Annotated in this window: 17 protein-coding genes and 1 tRNA gene; 14 read left to right on the top strand and 4 right to left on the bottom strand. The window is 45.1% G+C overall.

Annotation, left to right across the window (positions count from 1 at the left end; translation table 11 throughout):
- Positions 1-35: 35 nt before the first annotated feature.
- Positions 36-437: a sigma factor-binding protein Crl gene (gene crl / locus OGY68_RS05700; protein ID WP_008783790.1), complete on the top strand. Its 402-nt coding sequence runs from the start codon at positions 36-38 to the stop codon at positions 435-437.
- A 181-nt stretch (positions 438-618) separates the two neighbouring features.
- On the opposite strand, the gene phoE is transcribed toward crl, so the two are convergent.
- Positions 619-1,674: a phosphoporin PhoE gene (gene phoE / locus OGY68_RS05695; RefSeq protein ID WP_003830831.1), complete on the bottom strand. Its 1,056-nt coding sequence runs from the start codon at positions 1,672-1,674 to the stop codon at positions 619-621.
- 289 nt (positions 1,675-1,963) lie between these two features.
- On the opposite strand from phoE, the gene proB reads away from it, so the two are divergent.
- From proB to OGY68_RS05635, 12 genes are all read left to right on the top strand, one after another.
- A complete protein-coding gene (gene proB, locus OGY68_RS05690; RefSeq protein ID WP_003031373.1) occupies positions 1,964-3,067 on the top strand; it encodes a glutamate 5-kinase in 1,104 nt (367 codons plus the stop codon).
- An 11-nt stretch (positions 3,068-3,078) separates the two neighbouring features.
- The gene (gene proA / locus OGY68_RS05685; RefSeq protein WP_032942426.1) at positions 3,079-4,329 is read left to right on the top strand and encodes a glutamate-5-semialdehyde dehydrogenase; all 1,251 of its coding nucleotides are present in this window, start codon (positions 3,079-3,081) and stop codon (positions 4,327-4,329) included.
- A 283-nt stretch (positions 4,330-4,612) separates the two neighbouring features.
- Positions 4,613-5,332: a Crp/Fnr family transcriptional regulator gene (locus OGY68_RS05680; RefSeq protein WP_149617990.1), complete on the top strand. Its 720-nt coding sequence runs from the start codon at positions 4,613-4,615 to the stop codon at positions 5,330-5,332.
- A gap of 598 nt (positions 5,333-5,930) precedes the next feature.
- On the top strand, positions 5,931-6,518 hold the full coding sequence (gene ecpA, locus OGY68_RS05675; RefSeq protein WP_003830835.1) for a common pilus major fimbrillin subunit EcpA: 588 nt from the start codon (positions 5,931-5,933) through the stop codon (positions 6,516-6,518).
- 52 nt (positions 6,519-6,570) lie between these two features.
- Positions 6,571-7,248 carry an EcpB family pilus assembly chaperone gene (locus OGY68_RS05670; RefSeq protein ID WP_057068498.1) on the top strand — a complete coding sequence of 226 codons (678 nt, stop codon included), beginning with the start codon at positions 6,571-6,573 and terminating at the stop codon, positions 7,246-7,248.
- 58 nt (positions 7,249-7,306) lie between these two features.
- Entirely contained in the window at positions 7,307-9,799 is a 2,493-nt protein-coding gene (locus OGY68_RS05665; protein WP_286616882.1) for a CS1-pili formation C-terminal domain-containing protein, read from the top strand.
- A 10-nt stretch (positions 9,800-9,809) separates the two neighbouring features.
- A complete protein-coding gene (locus OGY68_RS05660) occupies positions 9,810-11,417 on the top strand; it encodes a fimbrial adhesin EcpD family protein (RefSeq protein WP_057068502.1) in 1,608 nt (535 codons plus the stop codon).
- Entirely contained in the window at positions 11,414-12,109 is a 696-nt protein-coding gene (locus OGY68_RS05655) for a fimbrial biogenesis chaperone (protein WP_057068504.1), read from the top strand. Before OGY68_RS05660 ends, OGY68_RS05655 begins: the two co-directional genes overlap by 4 nt.
- 517 nt (positions 12,110-12,626) lie before the next feature.
- On the top strand, positions 12,627-14,075 hold the full coding sequence (locus OGY68_RS05650; RefSeq protein WP_057068506.1) for an EAL domain-containing protein: 1,449 nt from the start codon (positions 12,627-12,629) through the stop codon (positions 14,073-14,075).
- A 254-nt stretch (positions 14,076-14,329) separates the two neighbouring features.
- On the top strand, positions 14,330-14,794 hold the full coding sequence (locus OGY68_RS05645) for a methyltransferase family protein (protein WP_057068508.1): 465 nt from the start codon (positions 14,330-14,332) through the stop codon (positions 14,792-14,794).
- Positions 14,795-14,959: 165 nt separating this feature from the next.
- Positions 14,960-15,035: transfer RNA gene (locus tag OGY68_RS05640), tRNA-Thr, on the top strand.
- A gap of 163 nt (positions 15,036-15,198) precedes the next feature.
- Positions 15,199-16,308 carry a tyrosine-type recombinase/integrase gene (locus OGY68_RS05635; protein ID WP_057069123.1) on the top strand — a complete coding sequence of 370 codons (1,110 nt, stop codon included), beginning with the start codon at positions 15,199-15,201 and terminating at the stop codon, positions 16,306-16,308.
- Positions 16,309-16,315: 7 nt separating this feature from the next.
- On the opposite strand, the gene OGY68_RS05630 is transcribed toward OGY68_RS05635, so the two are convergent.
- The 3 genes from OGY68_RS05630 to OGY68_RS05620 all read right to left on the bottom strand — a co-directional run bounded on the left by OGY68_RS05630 (position 16,316) and on the right by OGY68_RS05620 (position 21,050).
- Positions 16,316-17,427, bottom strand: a protein-coding gene (locus OGY68_RS05630) for an IS3 family transposase (RefSeq protein WP_100247277.1) whose coding sequence is annotated in 2 segments (ribosomal slippage) — positions 16,316-17,166 and positions 17,166-17,427 — 1,113 coding nt in all. Because the reading frame shifts where the segments join, the coding sequence is not laid out codon by codon here.
- Positions 17,428-18,317: 890 nt separating this feature from the next.
- Positions 18,318-20,528, bottom strand: coding sequence for a sulfatase-like hydrolase/transferase (locus OGY68_RS05625; RefSeq protein ID WP_065772046.1), 2,211 nt, complete (start codon positions 20,526-20,528; stop codon positions 18,318-18,320).
- A gap of 150 nt (positions 20,529-20,678) precedes the next feature.
- Positions 20,679-21,050 (bottom strand): AraC family ligand binding domain-containing protein, encoded by a 372-nt coding sequence (locus OGY68_RS05620; protein WP_286566635.1) that lies wholly within the window; start codon positions 21,048-21,050, stop codon positions 20,679-20,681.
- A 315-nt stretch (positions 21,051-21,365) separates the two neighbouring features.
- Between OGY68_RS05620 and tnpA the strand changes: the two genes are divergently transcribed.
- A complete protein-coding gene (tnpA, locus tag OGY68_RS05615; RefSeq protein WP_057069660.1) occupies positions 21,366-21,824 on the top strand; it encodes an IS200/IS605 family transposase in 459 nt (152 codons plus the stop codon).
- The last annotated feature ends 109 nt before the right edge of the window (positions 21,825-21,933 follow it).

Here is a 21,933-nt window from a genome sequence, read left to right as displayed (position 1 = left end):
TTGGTAAAACAGGTGCTTCACCTAAGGAGATCGTAATGACGTTACCGAGTGGGCATCCGAAAAGTAGATTGATCAAGAAATTCACCGCGCTTGGCCCGTACATCCGGGAAGGGCAGTGCGAAGATAATCGATTTTTTTTCGATTGTCTGGCTGTTTGCGTCAACGTGAAACCCGCCCCTGAGAAACGCGAGTTCTGGGGCTGGTGGATGGAACTGGAGGCGCAGGAAAAACGCTTCACGTACAGCTATCAGTTTGGTTTGTTTGATAAAGACGGTAACTGGACGGCGGTGCCGGTGAAAGAGACTGAAGTGGTAGAGCGACTGGAATACACCTTACGTGAATTCCATGAAAAATTACGTGGCTTGTTAACGACGCTGAATCTGGCGCTGGAACCTGCTGACGACTTTAAGGATGAACCGGTTAAGTTAACGGCATAATGAACAGTAAAATGCCGGATGGCGGCGCAACCCCATCCGGCATTTTTTTATGCTATACCCTAAATAATTCGAGTTGCAGGAAGGCGGCGACGCAGCGAATCCCCAGGAGCGTACATAAGTACGTGACTGGGGTGAGCGAGGAAAGCCAACGCACATGCAGCTTGAAATATGACGGGTATAATTAGAACTGGTAGACCATACCGACAGCAACGATGTCATCATCGTTGATGCCCAGTTTATTATCGCTATCCAACTGGTTGATTTTATAATCAACAAACGCGGACATATTTTTGTTGAAATAATACGTTGCGCCCACGTCGATATAATTCACCAGATCTTCATTGCCGACGCCTTCAATATCTTTCCCTTTAGAAAGCACATAACCCAGTGACGGACGCAGACCAAAGTCAAACTGGTACTGAACAACCGCTTCGAAGTTCTGTGTTTTATTGGCAAAGCCGCCGGAAATTGGCGTCATATTGCGTGTTTCAGAATAGAACGTCGCAATATAAATATCGTTAGCATCATATTTTAAGCCGGTTGCCCAGGCTTCAGCTTTATCACCCGTACCGCGAGTTTGCAGATTCTGCTGGTTGGTTCGATCGGAGTTGGTATAAGCGCCGCTCACCGCGAAATCGCTGCCGCCAAAGTCATAGGTAACAGAAGTACCAAAACCGTCGCCGTTCTGTTTTTTCACATCGCGATCCTGGTTTTTACCCTGGTATTGCAGGGTCAGATCCAGGCCATCCACGACGCCAAAAAAGTCGGTGTTACGGTAAGTTGCCAGACCGCTGGCGCGTTTGGTCATAAAGTTATCGGTCTGTGCGGAGGAGTCGCCACCAAATTCCGGGAACATATCGGTCCAGGCTTCCACGTCATACAGCGCGCCCAGGTTACGACCATAATCAAACGAGCCAAAATCTTTTAATTTCACACCAGCGAAGGCCAGACGTGTTTTTTGTTGGTTAGAGTCGCTTTCAGCTTTATTGCCGGCAAACTCTGCTTCCCAACGACCATAACCGGTTAGTTGATCGTTAATTTGCGTTTCGCCTTTAAAACCTAAACGGATATAGCTTTGGTCACCATCTTTGCTGTCATAATCCGTCATGTAATGCATGGCTTTTACTTTGCCGTACAAGTCCAGCTTATTACCATTCTTGTTATACACTTCCGCTGCCTGTACGGATGCTGATGCAACAATTCCCATCACCACTAATGCCAGAGTGCTCTTTTTCATTTTCATTCCTGATTAAAAGTACGCGCTAATATTCACTGGGTGTGATCCCCGTTAAAAGACAGGAGGGTTTTTAACGTCTGGCAATGAACGTTTTATGACAAAGTAAGAATATTTTTAAAAAAGGATGTTTTTTTGTTTCTGTAATAAATGCGTCAAAATCTGCCGCTACGCTTGCTGATCCTGCGCAATAAAATTTCATGCTTTGTGCGCTGGTTGTTGGCAACCGGGGCCAGTCCTGCTAAAACGTTCGTTTGATATCATTTTCCCCAATTTTGAATGGCAGAGAATCATGAGTGACAGCCAGACGCTGGTGGTAAAACTTGGCACCAGTGTGTTAACGGGCGGATCCCGCCGCCTGAACCGCGCCCACATCGTAGAACTGGTTCGCCAGTGCGCGCAGCTCCATGCCGCAGGGCATCGTATTGTTATCGTTACCTCTGGTGCGATTGCCGCCGGACGTGAGCATCTTGGTTACCCGGAGCTCCCGGCAACGATAGCTTCGAAACAGCTGTTGGCGGCGGTCGGGCAGAGCCGACTGATTCAACTGTGGGAACAGCTGTTCTCGATTTACGGTATTCATATCGGGCAGATGCTGCTGACGCGTGCAGATATGGAAGACAGAGAGCGCTTCCTCAACGCCCGCGATACGCTCCGCGCGCTGCTGGATAACAACATTGTTCCTGTCATTAATGAGAATGACGCCGTAGCGACCGCCGAGATTAAAGTCGGCGATAACGACAACCTCTCCGCGCTGGCGGCAATTCTGGCTGGAGCCGATAAGCTGCTGCTGTTGACCGATCAGCAGGGGCTGTTCACCGCCGATCCACGCACCAACCCGCAGGCTGAGCTGATTAAAGACGTGCACGGCATTGATGATGCGCTGCGCGCCATTGCCGGGGATAGCGTCTCAGGTCTGGGAACCGGCGGCATGGGCACAAAACTGCAGGCCGCCGATGTCGCATGCCGCGCCGGGATTGACACCATTATTGCCGCAGGCAGCAAGCCGGGCGTGATTGGCGACGTGATGGAAGGCGTTTCCGTTGGGACGCGTTTTCATGCTCAGGCCTCTCCGCTGGAAAACCGTAAACGCTGGATCTTTGGCGCGCCGCCTGCCGGGGAGATTACCGTCGATGAGGGCGCGACCGCAGCAATTCTGGAACGCGGCAGCTCATTACTGCCAAAAGGCATTAAAAGCGTGACAGGTAACTTTTCTCGTGGTGAAGTGATCCGCATCTGCAATCTCGAAGGGCGCGATATTGCCCATGGCGTCACCCGCTATAACAGCGACGCGCTGCGCCGTATTGCCGGACATCACTCACAACAGATCGACACCATCCTGGGCTATGAATACGGTCCGGTTGCTGTCCATCGCGACGACATGATCACCCGTTAAGGAACAGGCATATGCTGGAACAAATGGGCATTGCTGCCAAAGCCGCGTCATACAAGCTGGCGCTGCTCTCCAGTCGCGAAAAAAATCGCGTACTGGAAACCATTGCTGATGAGCTGGAAGCGCAAACGGAAAGCATCCTCAGCGCGAACGTACAAGATGTTGAGCAGGCGCGAGCCAACGGCCTGAGCGAAGCGATGCTCGACCGCCTGGCGCTGACGCCGGCGCGTCTGAAAGCGATTGCTGACGATGTGCGCCAGGTCTGTAATCTTGCCGACCCGGTAGGGCAGGTGATTGACGGCGGCCTGCTGGATAGCGGTCTGCGTCTGGAGCGTCGTCGCGTCCCGCTGGGCGTGATTGGCGTGATTTATGAAGCGCGTCCAAACGTCACCGTTGATGTTGCCTCCCTGTGCCTGAAAACCGGCAATGCGGTGATTCTGCGCGGTGGGAAAGAGACCTACCGGACCAACGCCGCCACCGTGGCGGTTATCCAAAAGGCGCTGGAAGCCTGCGGTTTACCCGCGGCTGCCGTACAGTCAATTGATAACCCGGACCGCGCGCTGGTCGCCGAAATGCTGCGAATGGATAAGTACATCGATATGCTGATCCCTCGCGGTGGCGCGGGTCTGCATAAGCTGTGCCGTGAGCAGTCGACGATCCCGGTCATCACCGGCGGTATTGGCGTATGCCATATTTATGTTGATGATACCGCGGAGATCGCCCCGGCCCTGAAGATTATCGTTAACGCCAAAACCCAGCGTCCAAGCACCTGTAACACTGTAGAAACTCTGCTGGTGCATCAGGATATTGCTGAGCGTTTCCTGCCTGCGTTAAGCCAAAAGATGGCGGATAGCGGTGTTACGCTGCACGGTGATGAAATCGTGATGCAAGTTCTGCATGGCCCTGCCAAACTGGTGCCACTAAAACCGGAAGAGCTGGATAACGAGTTTCTGTCTCTGGATCTGAACGTTGTGGTGGTCGAAAATATGGATGGTGCTATCGCCCATATTCGCGAACACGGTACCCAGCACTCGGACGCCATACTGACGCGCACGCTCAGCAACGCCAACCGTTTCGTGAATGAAGTGGACTCTTCTGCCGTGTATGTAAACGCCTCTACTCGTTTTACCGATGGCGGCCAGTTCGGATTGGGTGCGGAAGTGGCGGTGAGCACGCAAAAACTGCACGCGCGTGGCCCAATGGGGCTGGAAGCACTGACCACATATAAGTGGATTGGCTTCGGTGACGACACGGTCCGGGCGTAATTGAAAACGGGCGATGCCATAATAGCGCTCTTAATTTTAAAGCTATTAAGGCATCTCCCGCTTAATTCTAACCTTCACTTCGCTGCCGCATTTATTTTTCTATCCTGCGTTTTAACATCATCCGCATCAGTCTGTTTTTGACCTATGCTCTCACCAGCGCCCGAAAGGCGACGTATCACAGAATTTTCCCTGCCAGCATGAATTTTCCTGGTCTGCCGTTCACGTATTGTTCCTATGGTTCGATCTATTAGAATCAGTCTCATTTTTTATGAGGAGTTGTTGCGTGAAATCGGATATTCACAAACATCGCATTCCTGTTGTGCCGCTCGGCAACCCGTTTCCCCCCCGCCATTGTTCGCTGTGCCCAAAGGGAGCGGCGATTGACCGTGATAATCAATACAAATTAATAGACAAAAGAAGGCGGTTTAAAGCTGGGGAGATACTCGCTCGGCAGGATGAAACCGCGGATATGCTTTTTGTTATCCATGAGGGGTACTGCAAGTCCAGCGTGGAATGTGGCGATAACGTTTTTATCAGCCGCTTTTATGTTCCGGGAGATATCATGGCGCTGGATGCTGTCGAAGGGGGGAGGTACCTGACAACTATCCAGGCCGCAACGGCTGCAGAGGTATGTCATATCGATATTGCGCGGTTGTTCAAAGTAGCAGAAAAGGATCCATCGGTTGCTGCCGCAGTCATCAAGTTTCTCTGCAGGGACAATGGATTCATTGTTGAAAAACTGCGGCGCTATGCGAATAAACATGCTGAGGCCAGGATCGCTGCTTTTCTGGTAGAGTTTTACGAGATGCATTTACGTATTGGCAGGCCAGAAACGACGCTTCACTTGCCATTTTCTCGGGAGGAAATTGCCAGTTATCTCGATCTTAAAATTGAAACCGTTAGCCGCTCATTAAAATCACTTGAACAGCAGAATTTGATTACCTTACATAGGGTACGTACCGTAACTATTAATAGTTATCTTGGTTTAAAACGTTTTATCTAATTTTCTATTTAACGATAATCATTATCTCTCCTGATAAGCCAGGAATATTCATTTTATATGGAAAATTCCTGGTTTTAATTTTGTCAAATAATTATCAATTAGAATGTAGTTTCTGTAGGTGAATGATTTTTTTATAAGAATATTCCCTCGCAAATGGATATATCATGAGAATTTTCTTGCGGCGTTAAAAATTTAGCATAATTGCAACAAATAATAAGCATTATAGAGAAACTATGGAGGTGTTAATTATCTTTATGTTTTGTAAGGGTTTTGCTCTCGTGGTATTTGTATGATCTTTTTGATATTTATCAAAAACATAAAAAAGATGAATTGTTTGATTTGTCTTATTTATTTGGGTGATAGTTCTGGTTCATGGTGTTATTTAAGTAAATTAAACTTAGGAAACTTCTTAGATTATCGTTTTAGTGGGAAAATTCTTAGTCTTTTTGTAATTTTTGCGTTTCAGGGTTTGTTGAGATGTTACTTAATTCAAATGATAATTTTTGGGCGCGGCAATTCTGGCTCGCAATTAATGGAACCGCTGGAGTGACTTAATAATAAGACTCGGTGGTGAGTTTGTTCTTAGGAGAAGATAAAAATGAAAAAATTATTATTAGTGACCTCTCTGGCGTCTGTATTTGTTGCGGCAAATGCAATGGCAGATGTCACTGCTTCTGCAACGGCCTCGTGGGACGCGACGGCAACAAAAGATACCACCAGCATGTTGGTCGTCACTCCGCTGAACTCTTTGACTTTCCAGTATGCGGAAGGTCTGAATGGCTTCAACTCCCAGGATGGCGCGTTTGATGTGACTATTCAGGGCCAGGAAACGGCAACTGATTTTGAACTGACCGCTCAGATTATTAGCAATACTCTGACCAACGCCAGTGGCGATGCGTCTACCCTGAACGTAGGGGTGGCATGGAATGGCACCGCGTTGACTAATTCATCAGATACTGTCCTGGTAAATTCCAGCTCGACTTCTGGTCTTGAAAGCCTGATGGCTGATGGCGCTTACAACGGTGCTGACCGCGTCAGCGATCAATCCAACTTCAAATTCACCATTGCGTCTGCGACTTCTGATGGTAGCACGCCGGTAACGGATTACTCTGCACTGCCAGACGGCTATTGGACTGGTGATGTAAAAGTACAGTTCAATGCAACCTGGACGACTCCGTCCGCCTAAGAAATAAAATTTCGGGAGGAGAAATTCTCCCGAATTTATCAGGAATGGTGTCATGAATAAATATTTACCGGCAGCAATGTTGGTAGGGTTGGTAATCTCTTTTTCCAGCTGGGCAATTAACGTTGGTGATATCACGTCGATAATGACTTCTGCTGAGAGTTCATTATCGAAAGAAATTACTAATACGACAGATTCGGCTCGTTATGTCAGCGTATCGGTAAAAAAACTGTCATCACCTTTAGCGGGCGGAGTCGAAATAAAACCCGTTAATTCCGGGGAATTACTCTCTACGCCTGCCAATCTAATTCTGCCTGGTCAGGCAAAGGATGTTTTTCGCTTCTTTTATAAAGGGCCAATTGATGATATCGAGCGTTATTATCGTCTGCAATGGATAGATGAGCCGGTCACCGAGAGCGCGGAAACCAGGGCCAATAAATTGGCTGTTGCGACAGCGTCAGCAGAAATTGGCACGATTTTGGTCATTGCGCCGCGAAAAGAGCGTTTTGAATATAACCGTAATGGTGATGTTATTAGCAATACTGGCAATGTTTCATTTCGAGTAATCGCCTATGGAGCTTGCAAAGATAATGCTCGCGATCAGGGACGGGGCTGTCGTGAACGTTATTACATTATGCCAGGTACAAAAATAAAACTGCAGTTCACCGACATTAGTAATAGCCGCTCACGCATCGGTATCTGGCACGGTAAGCAGTTTATTACAGTGAAGTGATGGTCAATAGCAGCCATCTGTACGGGATAAATAAAAATACCGGATTGTAAGGATGCATATGACAACAACATATATTGTTGGCGGTAGCATTTGTCTTTTTCTTGCGCTGACACCAGGAACTTCACATGCAGCCCCAGTAAAAGTGGGTAATTACGTTATTCCCAGCGCTTTCGCCCGTTCACTGGAGCAGGGAATGACGGTGCCGGTATATATACGTTACAACGAGACTGATGAGAAAAGTCAGCAAAAAATTGCCGATGCGGTGATTTCGCTTGTTGATGGCAATATTACAGTTAAAGCACTGACTCTTGCTGAATTGCCCAATAATGCCGTGTTATCAGGAAAAACTCGTGCGTTGGTAGAAAAAATTCGTGATGTGAAATTTCACGATAACACCAGTATCGAGCTATCGGACAATGCACGCCTGCAGCTCAACGTTTCTTCATTTCACCTGGAGATGATTGTCAGCAAAGATGCGTTAACTGAGGCGATTGTCGCACGCAGTAGCCTGCTTGGACCTTCCAGCGTGGAGTCTCTCTCTAACGTCCTGAACTATAACTTTGGTACCTACTACAACGATTATCATAATGGCAGCAGTACCCGCAGCTATCTGACGGTGGACAACACAATATCGCTGCGTGAGCACCATATCAACATTAACGGTTCGTTTTACGGCATCGGCGACAGCAACGGCACCAGTAAACTCTATCGTGCGATGTATGAGCGTGATTATGACGGTTATCGACTGGCGCTCGGGATGCTCGACACCTGGAATGTCCAGTCTATCGCCAGCCTGAATGCGCTGAATGGCGGGAAAATTTACGGTGTGAGCTACGGAAACAAAGGAAGTACGGTTGTTGAGAATACCGCGCTTTCACTTACGCCGATTACCGTATTTTTGCCAGCCGCAGGCGAGGTTCATGTCTTCCGTGATGGGCGTTTGCTCAGCGTCCAGAACTTTAATATGGGCAGTTATGAAATTGATACCAGTCGTTTTCCGTATGGTGTTTATGACGTCACGGTAGATATCGTGGTCAATGGCCGGACAATTAATAGTCGTATCAGCAGGATTAATAAAATCTTTGCCCGCCAACAAGTTGCCGGGATTGATCAGCTCTCGTGGCAACTGTTTGGGGGCTCACTGGATTATGACCGTGTGAGTTATAAGCGAAATCATTATCAGGATTTGGGCAGCGAGCAGACCTGGATTGCCGGGGGGGCCGCATCGGTGACGCTGGCGATATTGTCGGGGCTGGGCCTGAAGTCCACGCTCTATGGTTTTGACAACAATGCGGTTAATGAAACGGATGTCACGCTCAATGTGAATGAATATGTAAGCATTGGCAATCAGACGCTGGTGGCGAACGATTCGTCATGGCGAAATATCAGTAACATCAACCTTAATATACCTGAGGGATACGGTTCCCTTTGGGCATCTCGTGAAGACAGTAAAATTGGCGATCGTCTGCCCATGCAGGAGCGTGATAATTATTCCATTGGCGGGACTCTTAACCTCGGAAAGTTTATTCCTCATGGCGGCTCGCTCACCGTGAGTCAGACGGAGAATCGCTACTCGGGAAATAAATATCGTAATCTGGACTACAGCACGACCCTTTATTCAGGCAGGTATGCCACGGTTGGGTTGCGTGCAGGTATTCAGCGTTATTACTACAACAACCGGAATGACGATGGGCGGCAGGAACGTTATGTCAGTCTGGATTTATCGTTGCCGTTGGCATCCTGGTTGAGCATGGGCGTCTCCCGGGATCGCTATGGCAGTACTCAGGGTAATCTCAGCGCGCGCAAGCAGTATGCTGAGGGCCCGATTAAATCGGTCGGATTGTCGGCATCAACGCGTCTGAGTGGCGAACAGTATTACGACAATAATTATTCGGTAAACGGCAATTTGAGTTATGACACGAAATATAACGCCGGCACCGTATCGGTAACGCGTTCTGCTGACAACTCCACCAATATGAACTTCTCTTCCCAGGGTTCTCTGGCGTGGGCAGGTAAAGATTTTGGCCTGAGTAAAGAGCGGCAGCGGTCTGGCATCATTGTGAAAACAGATTTGACCGGCGAAGGGAAACTGGCTGCGAAGATTAATAACCGCAATTATCTTCTCAGCGGTAAATCAAATTTCATTGCACTGCCGCCCTATGCTCAGTACAAGCTGGAAATCCTTAATGATAAAAACTCTGAGGACAGCTTCGATATTGTTTCAGGACGCAAACAGGAGCTGACGCTATATCCGGGTAACGTGGGAGTTATCAACCCTGAAGTGAAAAGCATGGTCACCGTATTCGGTCGCATTCGTTATCCCGATGGACAGTTGGCTGCAAATACCGATATTCATAACCACATCGGTAAAACACGTACGGATGCAAAAGGTGAGTTTGCTATCGATATTGATAAAAAGTATCCGGTTATTACGTTAATTTCTGCCAATGGCAGGGTATGTGAAGCCGATCTGGATCTGGAAAAAGCACGCGGCGCTGCGTGGGTTGGCGATGTGAAATGTGCAACGCAAACCACGATGGCACAACGATAAGGTATTAATAATGAATAAATCTCTTTCCCTTATTCTCGGCTGTGTCTTTGCCGCGTTATCTCCATCCGCCTGGGCGCTCTCGGCTTCCACTCAGGCGGCGGTCAACAACAACTATTTGTTTATAGAAAACAATGTTGATAACGAATACTTTATTACCCCGTCCTCTCTCGATCCTCGCATTAGTGGGTCGAACACCTGGGTAAAATATGGAAACGACCAGGATAGCCTGGGATATATGGGTATCGTTGGTTGGGTAGCCAATACCTCATATTATAAAGATATGTGGATTGATAATTCGCCAATCAGTGAACCATTCCGGGGTATTCGTTGCACCACTGGTGCTAATTGCCCTGCATCTGGCTATATTGCTGCCGAGCTAACCGATCAATTTGGTTTTTATCACACCAAAGCAACCGGATCCGGGATAGCCGGTGGATATTATGGTTTTGCATCGCTGACAGACTCGGCGTATGAATACTTTCGCAATATGTCGGTCGGAAGCGCAGAGACATATAACCTTAATTTTTGTCGAACCACGATTGACTATGATTATGCGGCTGGGCAACGTTGTAAAGACCAGAGCAGCGGTAATTGGTATATCAGACCTTATACATTAAATAAAATAGGTCATTTATCTTTGGTTTCTACCAATGCATTTCAGGAGTTATGGGTTGCCAGTGATGGTACGCCGAGCATCACTAAAGACAGTGGTTATTGTGAGCTGGGTGTGGTCAGTCGTGAAGATGGCGTTATCTGTAAGATGATTTCATACAATTTAAATCAAACCAGCAACTTGACGGCTTCACTACGTATTCGCATGTATGCGGATAGCGGTTTGCTTGGTTTTACACCGGCAGCTGCCACAATTAAATATTCTGGTGATGGTCAATCCTGGACTAATTTTAGCTCGACGTCGATTTATTATAATGTTTTTAGTAATGGTGGCGAGTATGTCTATGTTTTTTTGTCGAAAACATTCCTGAAAAATATGGTGGACAGTGGCGTCAGTATCACCAACAGCCAACCATTTACATTTGCTTTTACAAATAGCGTGACGCCAGAGTCGGGGTATTACCAGTTTACTCCTTCGCTACAGCTCAATATTGTGCCAAAGGAATATGGGATCAGTATTATCTCATCGGATAACAGCACCTCGGCAAGCGGCAGCGGCACAATTGGCGAGACCGCTCCGATTGAAATGGATTACACCGTGACGGTCTCGGGGCCTCGTCAGGCTGATAGCATTACCGCACAAGTTATTGGGGAAAGTACGACGATAAACAATGTGCCTTACTGCCTGTTTACGTCTGCGCAAGGCGGGTTGTCCGTCCCAATTCCCGCCTTTCTGCAATACAACAGTGAGTCGGGGGGCGTGGTGCAAAAACGAAATAGCTGCAGTGAAGCGGCAATCAGCATGAGAGATGCGCAATGGCAACAGACGCCCTGGGACGCAAATAATACAGATGATGGAAGCTACTTTGCGACTGATTTGAAATTGCTTTTCCCAATGAATGATTCGCGTTCGATGTTGACCGTTTCTGGGGCGGATTGGGAAGGTGTTGTCAGTGCCAGCGGAGAGATCAAAGTGACGGCGAACTGGGTGGGAGTGACGCCATGAGCCACTGCCGTTTGGCGCTAAGATGGATATTGGCCTTGCTTTCCGGGCTGGCGGTGTTCTCCGCACAGGCAGTCTATCTGGAGTCGACTATTTATGAGATGCCATCGGATAAATCATTTATCAGTAAACGAATCTATAACGATAGCCAGAAACAGAACGTGTACAGTATTAGCGCAGTTAAAATAGATAAACCGGGACCGGGAGGTGAAAACAGAAGTGCTATTGCCGAAGGCGAACTTTTGTTTACTCCGCTCCGTTTTTCACTGGCACCGCAGGCAAGTGAGTTTTTTAAGATTTTCTATCGTGGCCCGCAGGATGATAAAGAACGCTATTACCGAATACTGTTTCGTGAAATGCCGATAACGCTGTTTACCGAGCGTAATCAAGGGAAAGGCGGACAGGCTCTCCCGGTGATCGCTATGGATACCATATTGGTCGTTCGTCCGAGGAAAATGAACCTGGCCTACACCATTGATGAGATAAACGGGACGTTGAAAAACACAGGGAATACTTTTTTCAAAATTATCGTACACCAGGGGTGTCACTCAACTGATGATGAAGCCACCATGCGTTATGTGTTACCGGGGGAAACCTGGCATAGTAGTGAGTTGAAAACAAAAAACCGGAAATTTATCGTAGCGTTGCAGAAATACCTACCCGTGGGTCAGGGTTGCTCAAAAATTAATCATTAGAGGTGTTGGGTCTGAACCAATATGCCCTGATTATATATTGAACCTATACTGTCACTCGCTATAGAAAATGTAGCAATAAATTTAGAGTCGATGAAACAATATGTCGTGCATATTGCCGGAAATGTTTATGAATACAAGATCTACGACATCCTCTCTGAGTTTGTCGGTCAGCATAAACTACGGTAATATGTTATTCTGTTGGTCACTGTAGTTATATGTTTTGTAAATTTTGTATTTATAGTTTTTTGTTTTGTAATGAAGTGAAAGTGAGTAAAGGGATTTGTACTGATTAAGAAATGGAGCTTTTTCTTTTTCAATTTTTAAATGGAACTTACGGTGTGATGAGAATACTCATATGGATAACTGTGATTATAAATTCTGAATTTACGTGATATGGCTTATGGATAAAGTTATATCACGAATCGCCTTATGATTATTGGAGGTCGAAGGTGTTGTATATTCTCTCGTGAATAGAGCGAGGGACCTGCTATGCCATAAATTTAAGTTGGTGATAACTATGAATACGAAAAAAATTTTTCTGCTCAGTTATGATACATTCCTTTTTTCAGGAATAAAAGCATGGTTACCAAATCTGGTATTGATCGATGCACGGACATTTATTTCTGGCACGCAGTCAGTTATGTCGCAATATCCGTCCTGCTTGCTGGTGATCGATAACCGGTTGCCATTATTATTGGTCAAAAAATGGCTTCAGAGAAACAGTACACAGTTCATCAACATACACTGTATTGTTCTGCGGATGTGCGAAACCCTGTCTGTTAATCGGGGATATGAAGAATATTCCTTTATCAATGGGGGGGAATTGTCGGAGCAGTTGATCGCTCAATTAAAAGAGAGTTTATTGGCACCTAACAAAGTTGTGGAAGTCAATAAAGACTCACCGATGTTTACTTTTAACTTGACTGAATTTGAAGAAGAAATGCTGTATTCATCATTCACAAAAGAAAAACTGCATGATTTCTGTATTGCTAATTCACTAACAATTAAGTCAGTGTATCGATATCGAGATAAAATTACTGCTCGCCTCGGCTTTTCCAATTTTAATGAAACTGTTATCTTTTTAACCCGAAATAATTTATTAAATGAAGGTTCTATAATCAATAATAATGTGAGTGGGGATACAGTTTACACTGACGCATATGATGTTTCGGATACTAGTAGACTGAGTATGGCAATAAGGAATGAGGAGATCATTCCTTATTTTCAACCCATCGTGAATATCAGGGGCGATGTTTGTGGCGTTGAGGTCTTGGCTCGTTGGCCACAGGGACATAACTATGCTATTTCTCAGCGAGAGTTTATTCCATTGGCTGAAAAAAGTGGCTTAATCAATGAGTTAACTAGCTATTTAATGACCGCTGTTGCGAGCAATCTTGTCTCTGGAGGCGCGAGCATTAATAAAACACTGTTCGTTTCTTTTAATGTCAGTCCGTCAGGTTTAAATAATCCCGTATTCTATTGGGAATGTCTTAATTTTATGGAGATAACGCAAGGTCTGCCGATAAAATTGATGATAGAGATAACAGAGAACCAGACGTTCACGATCACTCCTGCAATCAAAGAACTTATTCGTTCGTTACGAAATAAAGGTGTTTTGTTCGCTTTGGATGATTTTGGTACTGGATACGCTAATCTCTGCTATCTCAATGAGTTAGACCTGGATGTAATCAAAATTGATAAAAGCTTCATTAAGGAAATTAAAGAGGTTGATCAATATATCCCTATGCTCGAGTCAATTACTCACCTTTCAGGACTTCTGGGGTTACGTACGGTGGCCGAGGGCGTTGAAAATGACTATCAGCAACAATGGCTGGGAAAAAATAATGTTGACTATCTGCAGGGGTATCAGTTTCTACCGCCAGTGACATTTAATGATTTTATCCGGTATTACCAGCAGTCTGTAGATTTGTTTGAATCAGCGTCGGATTCACCTTTATCTACGTAATTCATTTTTGACACGGTTTTTACATTTGAAGGGTAAACCTTTAAACGAGTATGTGCTCTGAGCTGACATGGCCTGTAGCATGATTTTTTCCTGAACACCAGGGGCAGACGCCTCTGGTATGGGCGTCTTTGCATCGCTGCCTGTCTGCCTGGTTAAGTAAAAAGTCCTATAGTGAGGTGTGCACCGTTTGTTTATGTATCTTAAACGGGGTATTTATAGTGATATCAGCGTTAATCAAACAGGTGCCCGTAGCCATGCGTCATTTCCTGACAAAATTAAGAGTCTGGCTTCCACCACCACTCATCCTGGTATTATTCCTCATCGCGGATGCGTTGACGGCGATCCCGCGTTTCACATTTGGCGCGGTGACTATCGTAATAAGTGCATTGTTGGCTAGCGTCAGTCTGGCGATGATACTGCATACCGCGTGGCAGATGCGGAAGAAACGTACGACGCTAAACCCACTGCATGCAGAGAAATCGACCACACTTGTTACTGGCGGATGTTATGCCTGGAGCCGCAATCCAATCTATCTTGGAATGAGTGGACTCCAGTTAGCTTTTTCTCTCTACGTCGGTAGCCTGATTGGAATATTGGCTGCACCGCTGTTTATACTGGTGGTTGCCAGATTACATATTGATTTTGAAGAGGAACAACTGCGAAAACATTTCGGGCCGGAATGGATACGCTATGAGCAGCGTGTTCGCCGCTGGTTATAGAATACCCTTGCCGCGTACAAGGAAGCCTGTGACGACACGATTCGTGCGTAATTGAATCCGGATGATGCAAAAATAGGCGTTTGATTCGCAAGGCCATTGACGCATCGCCCGGTTAGTTTTAACCTTCTACCCCGTGTTCACATTCGTGGGCATGTCCTTATCAGGGCCGATATAGCTCAGTTGGTAGAGCAGCGCATTCGTAATGCGAAGGTCGTAGGTTCGACTCCTATTATCGGCACCATTTCAAACTCTTCCCAAGTCTACCGAAATCAACTAAAAGCCCGTATACTGCGGTTTCTGGCTCGTATCTTATCTCCTGTTATCAACTGAACTCAACCGAAATCAAGTTGCAGTTGGGGGCATAAGTGGGGGCATTCTGTGTTCGGTCCAGGGAGATGCCCCCAATGAAGCTAAATGCACGACAGGTAGACGCTGCTAAACCCAGAGAGAAAGCCTACAAGCTGGCAGATGGTGCTGGTTTGTATCTTGAGGTTGTGCCCTCTGGTTCTCGATACTGGCGAATGAAATATCGCTTCAATGGAAAAGAGAAGCGTATGGCTTTTGGTGTTTATCCAGCAGTGTCTCTCGCACAAGCGAGGGCGCTACGTGATGAAGCCAAGAAAAAGCAGGCCGAGGGTATCGATCCATCGTTTGCCAAGAAAGAAGAAAAGCTGGTTCGAGATGTGCAGCTCAATAATACGTTTCAGGCTGTGGCACTTGAATGGCATGGAACAAAGGTGAGCCGATGGTCAGAAGGTTATGCCTCGGACATTATCGAAGCCTTTAATAAAGATATTTTTCCCTATATCGGCCAACAACCGGTGAATGAAATCAAACCGCTGGTTCTGCTTAATGTGCTGCGTCGAATGGAAAGCCGTGGCGCGACAGAGAAGGCTAAGAAGGTTCGCCAGCGCTGCAGCGAAGTTTTTCGTTACGCCATCGTTACTGGGCGTGCGGACTACAACCCTGCAGCAGATCTAACCAGCGCGATGTCAGGGCATGAATCAAAGCATTATCCCTTCCTGACTGTTGAGGAGTTACCAGACTTCTTTAAAGCCCTCGCAGGCTACACAGGAAGCCCGTTAGTTGTTCTTGCAGCACGTCTGCTGATCCTTACGGGAGTTCGCACTGGCGAGCTCCGAGGAGCTTCCTGGAGTGAGTTTGATCTTGAAAAATCGGTGTGGGAAATACCTGCCGAGCGTATGAAGATGAAACGGCCCCATCTTGTCCCCCTTTCTACCCAAGCGCTGGAAATCGTACAGCAGCTCAAAGTGATGACTGGGCAATATCCACTGGTATTCCCAGGGCGAAATGATCCCCGCAAAACGATGAGCGAAGCGAGTATAAATCAGGTGTTCAAGCGGATTGGGTATACGGGGAATGTAACAGGGCATGGTTTTCGCCACACGATGAGTACGATTTTGCATGAGAAAGGGTTCAATACAGCGTGGATTGAAACCCAGCTGGCTCACGTTGATAAAAATGCGATTCGTGGCACGTATAACTGTAAATAGACCCGTTTTAGTTCCAGGCATTTTTTGAGACCCCGGCCAAATGATTGTGTTGCCGATATTCCTCCGGCGTCATATTGTTCAGTGATTCATGCGGGCATTCACAGTTATATTCTGACACCCATCTTTCCGTGATTTCCCGCACTTCATTCAGCGTTCTGAACAGATAAAAATCGAGTATTTCTGTACGGTATGTTCGGTTAAAGCGCTCAATAAAAGCGTTCTGCGTCGGCTTACCCGGCTGAATAAATTCCAGTTTTACTGCATGTTGCTCTGCCCATTCAGCCAGTGCAAGTGAGATAAATTCCGGACCATTATCCATGCGTAGCATGACCGGATAGCCGCGATTTGCCGCGATCCTGTCGAGTACACGGACCACGCGCAAAGCTGGCAGATTCAGATCGATTTCAATCGACAATGCCTCACGGTTAAAGTCATCAACGACATTGAACGTGCGAAAACGACGGCCACAGACCAGAGCATCATGCATAAAATCGACAGACCAGCTCTGGTTCAGCGCTTCCGGTGTGGCCAGTGGCGAGGGATTACGCACCGGCAACCGTTGTTTGCCTTTACGGCGAAAATTCAGCTTCAGCAGACAATAAATACGATGGATCCTTTTGTGATTCCACGGGTATCCCTGCCGCCGCAGAACCTGGAAAAGTTTTGGAAAACCATACCGTGGGTATCGCTCTGCCACTGCCTGCAACGCGACAATAACGGGTTCGTCCCGCGTGATATCCGGACGGTAATGGTAAACTGTTCTGCTCAGGTTCAGACTCCGGCAGGCCTGACGGATACTGAGTCCAAATGTCGTTATCAGATGAGTGACCAGCTCACGCTTAAAGGCTGGTTTTAAAGCTTTTTTTCGATAACGTCTTTCAGCGCCCGGTTCTCAAGGCTCAGGTCGGCAAACATCTGTTTGAGACGCCAATTCTCGTCCTCAATATCCTTGATCTTTTTAATATCAGAAGCCTCCATGCCGCCGTATCTGGACTTCCAGTTGTAGTAGGTGGCTTCAGAGATACCGGCCTCCCGGCAGACATCTTTAACGGTTCGTCCGGCTTCAACCGATTTAATTACGGCAATGATCTGATGCTCAGTAAAACGGGCTTTACGCATAGCGATCTCCTTTGTTGGCAGAGTGATTATGCCGGCGGATCTCTAAATGTGAATGGCACGATTATGCGGGATACTTACAATGCGAGGAGTCTTTCAGCCAGGATGATATCCGATTTTTGCAAGTCCACCATCGCAATGGTCTGAAGAATGACAACAGAAGCTCAAATCTTGCCGTGCTTTGTATTGCCTGTCATGCACAGCAACCTGAACATGGACATCTTAAAGTTCACCCGGATTACAAACTGTTTATGGCAAACTAAAAGCGCTGACCTGGTTAGAAGCAGGTATTCATGTCCGGTATGATGTATTGCCGTCACGAAAGTATGTGCAGCTAAAATCATCTGGGGGCACAAAAGGGGCATTTATCTAGATGGAAATAATAAATATGTATATTTTCGATGTATAAATTAATTATGTTTAACTCCTATTAACGCACCATCTCAAATTTTTACAAGTTTACCGAAATCAACTCAAAGCCCGTACACTGCGGTTTGTAACTTGTATCTTATCTCCTCGAATGAAAAGACTCCATTAGGGGTTGTAGTATGTTGGCCAGGTAGAATATTGATATGAAGGAGAAAACGTTGCTACAGAAGATGTTACTACTGAATGGCCATCTGCTTCCCAATGCTTTATATATTTTGTGAGTAGAAACATTAACAGTTTTTTAATCTTATTAAGGTTGTATAAACATATAACTTATATAGATTTTCTATTATAGCTTTAACGGATTTCGAAAAGAACAGGGCTTTGAGTACATAGACGTCTGAGCGTATTATCTTTAGTTTGTTTTCAACTAAATGTTTATGAGGCGTAACTAATATGTTACGCCTCATTGGTTCATAGAAGTGGAAACGGTTTATCCTTTATGTCCACTTTCCATTTCTCTATTAAAAAATATTCTTATTCGCTTTTTTTTCGTTTCCACTAGATTGATGTTCATCATCATTCACAGGCGTGGTTTCTTTTATCGATATATTAGATATGAAACCATCTACTCCAGGTGTAATGTTAAATACAACTTCAAAGTTATTAATCGGGGTGTTTGAGTTAAAGCACTGGTCATGGAAAATGACACCATCACCTGCATTTTTTATATCATTAGAAATGAATCTGTTAGTTCCATTGTTTGAAGTTACTTCTAAGTGAAAATTGCTGCTTATTGAACCATTGGCACTAATACAATATTCCCCTTTAGGAAGGTTGATGTATGGACCATATATTACCGTGGGTTCGCTTTTTTTAATTTTTATCATGCCTGCTTTTAATGTTGCGCCCTTCATTTGCATTGAGTTTAATGGCAGCAAGTTAACCACAATATCTTCATCAAGATTCGATTTCACACCGTGACTGATTTGTAAGTCTTTAAGTTTAATGCTCTCTCCACTTTTAAATTTATAAATATGTCCAACGTTTGAATTATCACCAACCCATAAGCATAACATGTTGTTATTATCATTTTGATAATCCCTAAAATAATTACATTTGCTAATGTAGATTATGTTGTCACCTTCAGTAGTGCTTGAACTAAAGTCAGCAGAGAAATCTCCTATATATTTGACATTTCCTTCTTTAGATAGAAGTGTTTTCTTGTTGCTATTTATAGATATTCTATTCCCATATATGCTGTAGTAGTCCTTATCGAAATAAATAACATCATTATCTTTTTCAAACCAGAGGTCTTGAACTGATGATAAGACGCTGGACATCTCATCTTTGCTGAAGTTAACTAATCTGTTTTCACTGTTATTGAATAGACTTACACCATATCCTAATGTGTCATCTCCGCCAAGCAAATGAAGTAATGTGGCACCAATATCTACAGTTGAACCTAAGGTATCAATTTGCTCTGGGTTTAAATCAGGGCTAAAAAACATAACATTATTTTCTCTGCTTACTTTTTCTAAGTAAGAACTGATATCATTGGATATAAATGCTGTGTGATCAGACATAATAACCAAGATCGTATCTTTATAGTACTTGCTTTCCATTATCTTTTTTGCCAGTTTTGATATGAGATGATCATCACAATATACTGATTTAAGATAAGGATGTTTTAACGCCATCAGAGGGAAGTCTAAATTAGAACATGAGTTGGATAAAGAACCATCTGGACCATGGGTATCAAGAGTTAAACCTGAAAGCATAAAATGCTTACCTGATTCTGAAAGACTGATATATTTTTTAAAAAATTCGTCTAATAATATATCGTCTTTCACTCCCCAGCCTGACATATCATTAGATGTAAACTTATCATTAAAATAAGAATAGTCATATATATCAGCATAGCCATGACTTAGAAGAAAATCACTTTTTCCTCCAAATTTTGAATCAGCGCCACCCATATATACTACCTGGTACCCATTGTCCTTCAATAAATCACCAAGGCAATAAGCACCTGGAATAAAGTTCAATCCTGCAAAATCTTTTCCATGATCACTTTTTAAACCATTATCGTTAAATGAATAGTTTACAATGAGTGGTGTTCCACATTGTGAACTCACCATTCCTGCCACCGTCCAATTCCCTCCGGTAATAGTCTTTATATTAGAAAAGTCTACAGAATGTTCTCTAAGTTTATTGATATTGGGAGTCATACCTGGAAATGCGGAATCATTGGAATATGCTCTTTCAAAGCTTTCGATGTAAAGAAGGACAACGTTCTTTTTATTGTTGATTTCTTTATTAGCATGTTGGTAGTTATTTTCACTTTTTGTATGTAATATCTTATATGTGTTTTTTAAGTCACTCATTAATGGGTTGGAGACAATACATAGAAAGCACAGAATATATGTTGTGGCTGAGTTTATATTTCTTTTTATTTTACGTTGAATGTAAAATGCAACTCCCCATGTAGCCAGATATACTACTATGTAGGAAAAATAAGAGGAGAATTGCCCTAGACTTACACCGCTCATACTGGTCTTGAAAAAATAAATGGCAGAGAAGCCAAAACCATCACCAGATATAGCATTGCATATAAACCAAAATAAAAGGAGAGTCGAGGCAATAAATGAAAATATCGTTGCTTTAACATCTCTTGTCAGGAAGATGGAAAATAATATGGATGATATTGCGCACATTAAACTAAAAATAAACATATATACTCTGTTGTAAAATTATAGAAAATGTATCTTATGATTATACAGTATTGCGTAAAGCAACTCATCACAAAAAGCGTAACTTGCTCGAAAAAGGATGTGGTTTGTGATGTTTACAACCTATTGGGAGTTATTCTAATTAGAAAGAGCCTAAAGATTCCAGCAATATCCTCCCACTATGCAGCGCATAGCGCTTGCTGATAACGAGCAGCTATCACTGTCTCCGCCGCGGGAATCCATCAGAATTCGAAAGAGTGTCGATAAATGGGTCGCAGGCTCATGATTGCGAAATACGGGACTGGATAGTTCAACGCAGCCTGAGCGACTTTCTGTCAAAACATACATCGCTCCAGACAAAACGGTGGGGTCGAAATAAAGCATTCGCCCCGGCCTGCTTTCTGTTCCCAAAGGGGAACCATTATGGACTTCACCAGGATTAACGGTAATGGCATTCCCCACATCCCCTTCAACCCTACCGCACCCACTCATAGACACCTGAGCACCACGATCGATTAAGCCAATGCCGAACTAATCATGAGTATGACGCCCAAACCGGAAGGATGTATCGGCAGATACTGCATGGACACCTGTCATCCCACATCGAAGGTGGCGAAACGTTCTTTCTGCATCGACTAAAGGTCGGGGTGATGGGTTATCGATACATCCTCTGAGTATATCTACTCAGAGGCTTATTGTGCACAGAAAACCCCCAGCTAGGCTGGGGGTTCCGGAAAGCTTTCAGCTTTGGGCCAGTTATTAAAACCCCTTTTGATTTGTTAAAACACCTTGCGGTCTGGCAACTGCAAGGGTTAAACAAGAAATCAAAAGGGGGTCCCAATGGGGGACGAAAAGAGCTTAGCGCACACCCGATGGAACTGTAAATATCACATAGTTTTTGCGCCCAAATACCGAAGACAAGCATTCTACGGGGAGAAACGTAGGGCGATAGGCAGCATCTTAAGAAAGCTGTGTGAGTGGAAAAACGTGCGGATCCTGGAAGCGGAATGCTGTGCAGATCATATCCATATGCTTGTGGAAATCCCGCCCAAAATGAGCGTATCCGGTTTTATGGGTTATCTGAAAGGTAAAAGCAGTCTGATGTTGTATGAGCAGTTTGGTGATATGAAGTTTAAATACAGGAACAGGGAGTTCTGGTGTCGTGGGTATTACGTAGATACGGTGGGTAAGAACACAGCAAGGATACAGGAATACATAAAGCACCAGCTTGCAGAGGATAAAATGGGCGAGCAGTTATCGATCCCTTATCCGGGTAGCCCGTTTACGGGCCGTAAGTAACGAAGTCTGATGCAAATGTCAGATCGTATGCGCCTGTTAGGGCGCGGCTGGTAACAGAGCCTTATAGGCGCATCAGAAAAACCTCCGGCTATGCCGGAGGATATTTATT

The sequence above is a fragment of the Citrobacter sp. Cpo065 genome, from assembly GCF_030332805.1.
GTDB classification, from domain to species: domain Bacteria; phylum Pseudomonadota; class Gammaproteobacteria; order Enterobacterales; family Enterobacteriaceae; genus Citrobacter; species Citrobacter portucalensis.
Note: the sequence above shows the minus strand (reverse complement) of the source record. Positions and strands in the feature narration are given on the sequence as shown.

Bases quoted from the DNA above. Each gene is read 5' to 3' on its own strand.
- OGY68_RS05650 (WP_057068506.1), top strand. From the start codon at position 12,627: ATGAATACGAAAAAAATTTTTCTGCTCAGTTATGATACATTCCTTTTT.
- OGY68_RS05665 (WP_286616882.1), top strand. From the start codon at position 7,307: ATGACAACAACATATATTGTTGGCGGTAGCATTTGTCTTTTTCTTGCG.
- tnpA (WP_057069660.1), top strand. From the start codon at position 21,366: ATGGGGGACGAAAAGAGCTTAGCGCACACCCGATGGAACTGTAAATAT.
- crl (WP_008783790.1), top strand. From the start codon at position 36: ATGACGTTACCGAGTGGGCATCCGAAAAGTAGATTGATCAAGAAATTC.
- OGY68_RS05625 (WP_065772046.1), bottom strand. From the start codon at position 20,528: ATGTTTATTTTTAGTTTAATGTGCGCAATATCATCCATATTATTTTCC.
- OGY68_RS05660 (WP_057068502.1), top strand. From the start codon at position 9,810: ATGAATAAATCTCTTTCCCTTATTCTCGGCTGTGTCTTTGCCGCGTTA.
- ecpA (WP_003830835.1), top strand. From the start codon at position 5,931: ATGAAAAAATTATTATTAGTGACCTCTCTGGCGTCTGTATTTGTTGCG.
- OGY68_RS05635 (WP_057069123.1), top strand. From the start codon at position 15,199: ATGAAGCTAAATGCACGACAGGTAGACGCTGCTAAACCCAGAGAGAAA.
- OGY68_RS05645 (WP_057068508.1), top strand. From the start codon at position 14,330: ATGCGTCATTTCCTGACAAAATTAAGAGTCTGGCTTCCACCACCACTC.
- OGY68_RS05655 (WP_057068504.1), top strand. From the start codon at position 11,414: ATGAGCCACTGCCGTTTGGCGCTAAGATGGATATTGGCCTTGCTTTCC.
- OGY68_RS05670 (WP_057068498.1), top strand. From the start codon at position 6,571: ATGAATAAATATTTACCGGCAGCAATGTTGGTAGGGTTGGTAATCTCT.
- proA (WP_032942426.1), top strand. From the start codon at position 3,079: ATGCTGGAACAAATGGGCATTGCTGCCAAAGCCGCGTCATACAAGCTG.
- phoE (WP_003830831.1), bottom strand. From the start codon at position 1,674: ATGAAAAAGAGCACTCTGGCATTAGTGGTGATGGGAATTGTTGCATCA.
- proB (WP_003031373.1), top strand. From the start codon at position 1,964: ATGAGTGACAGCCAGACGCTGGTGGTAAAACTTGGCACCAGTGTGTTA.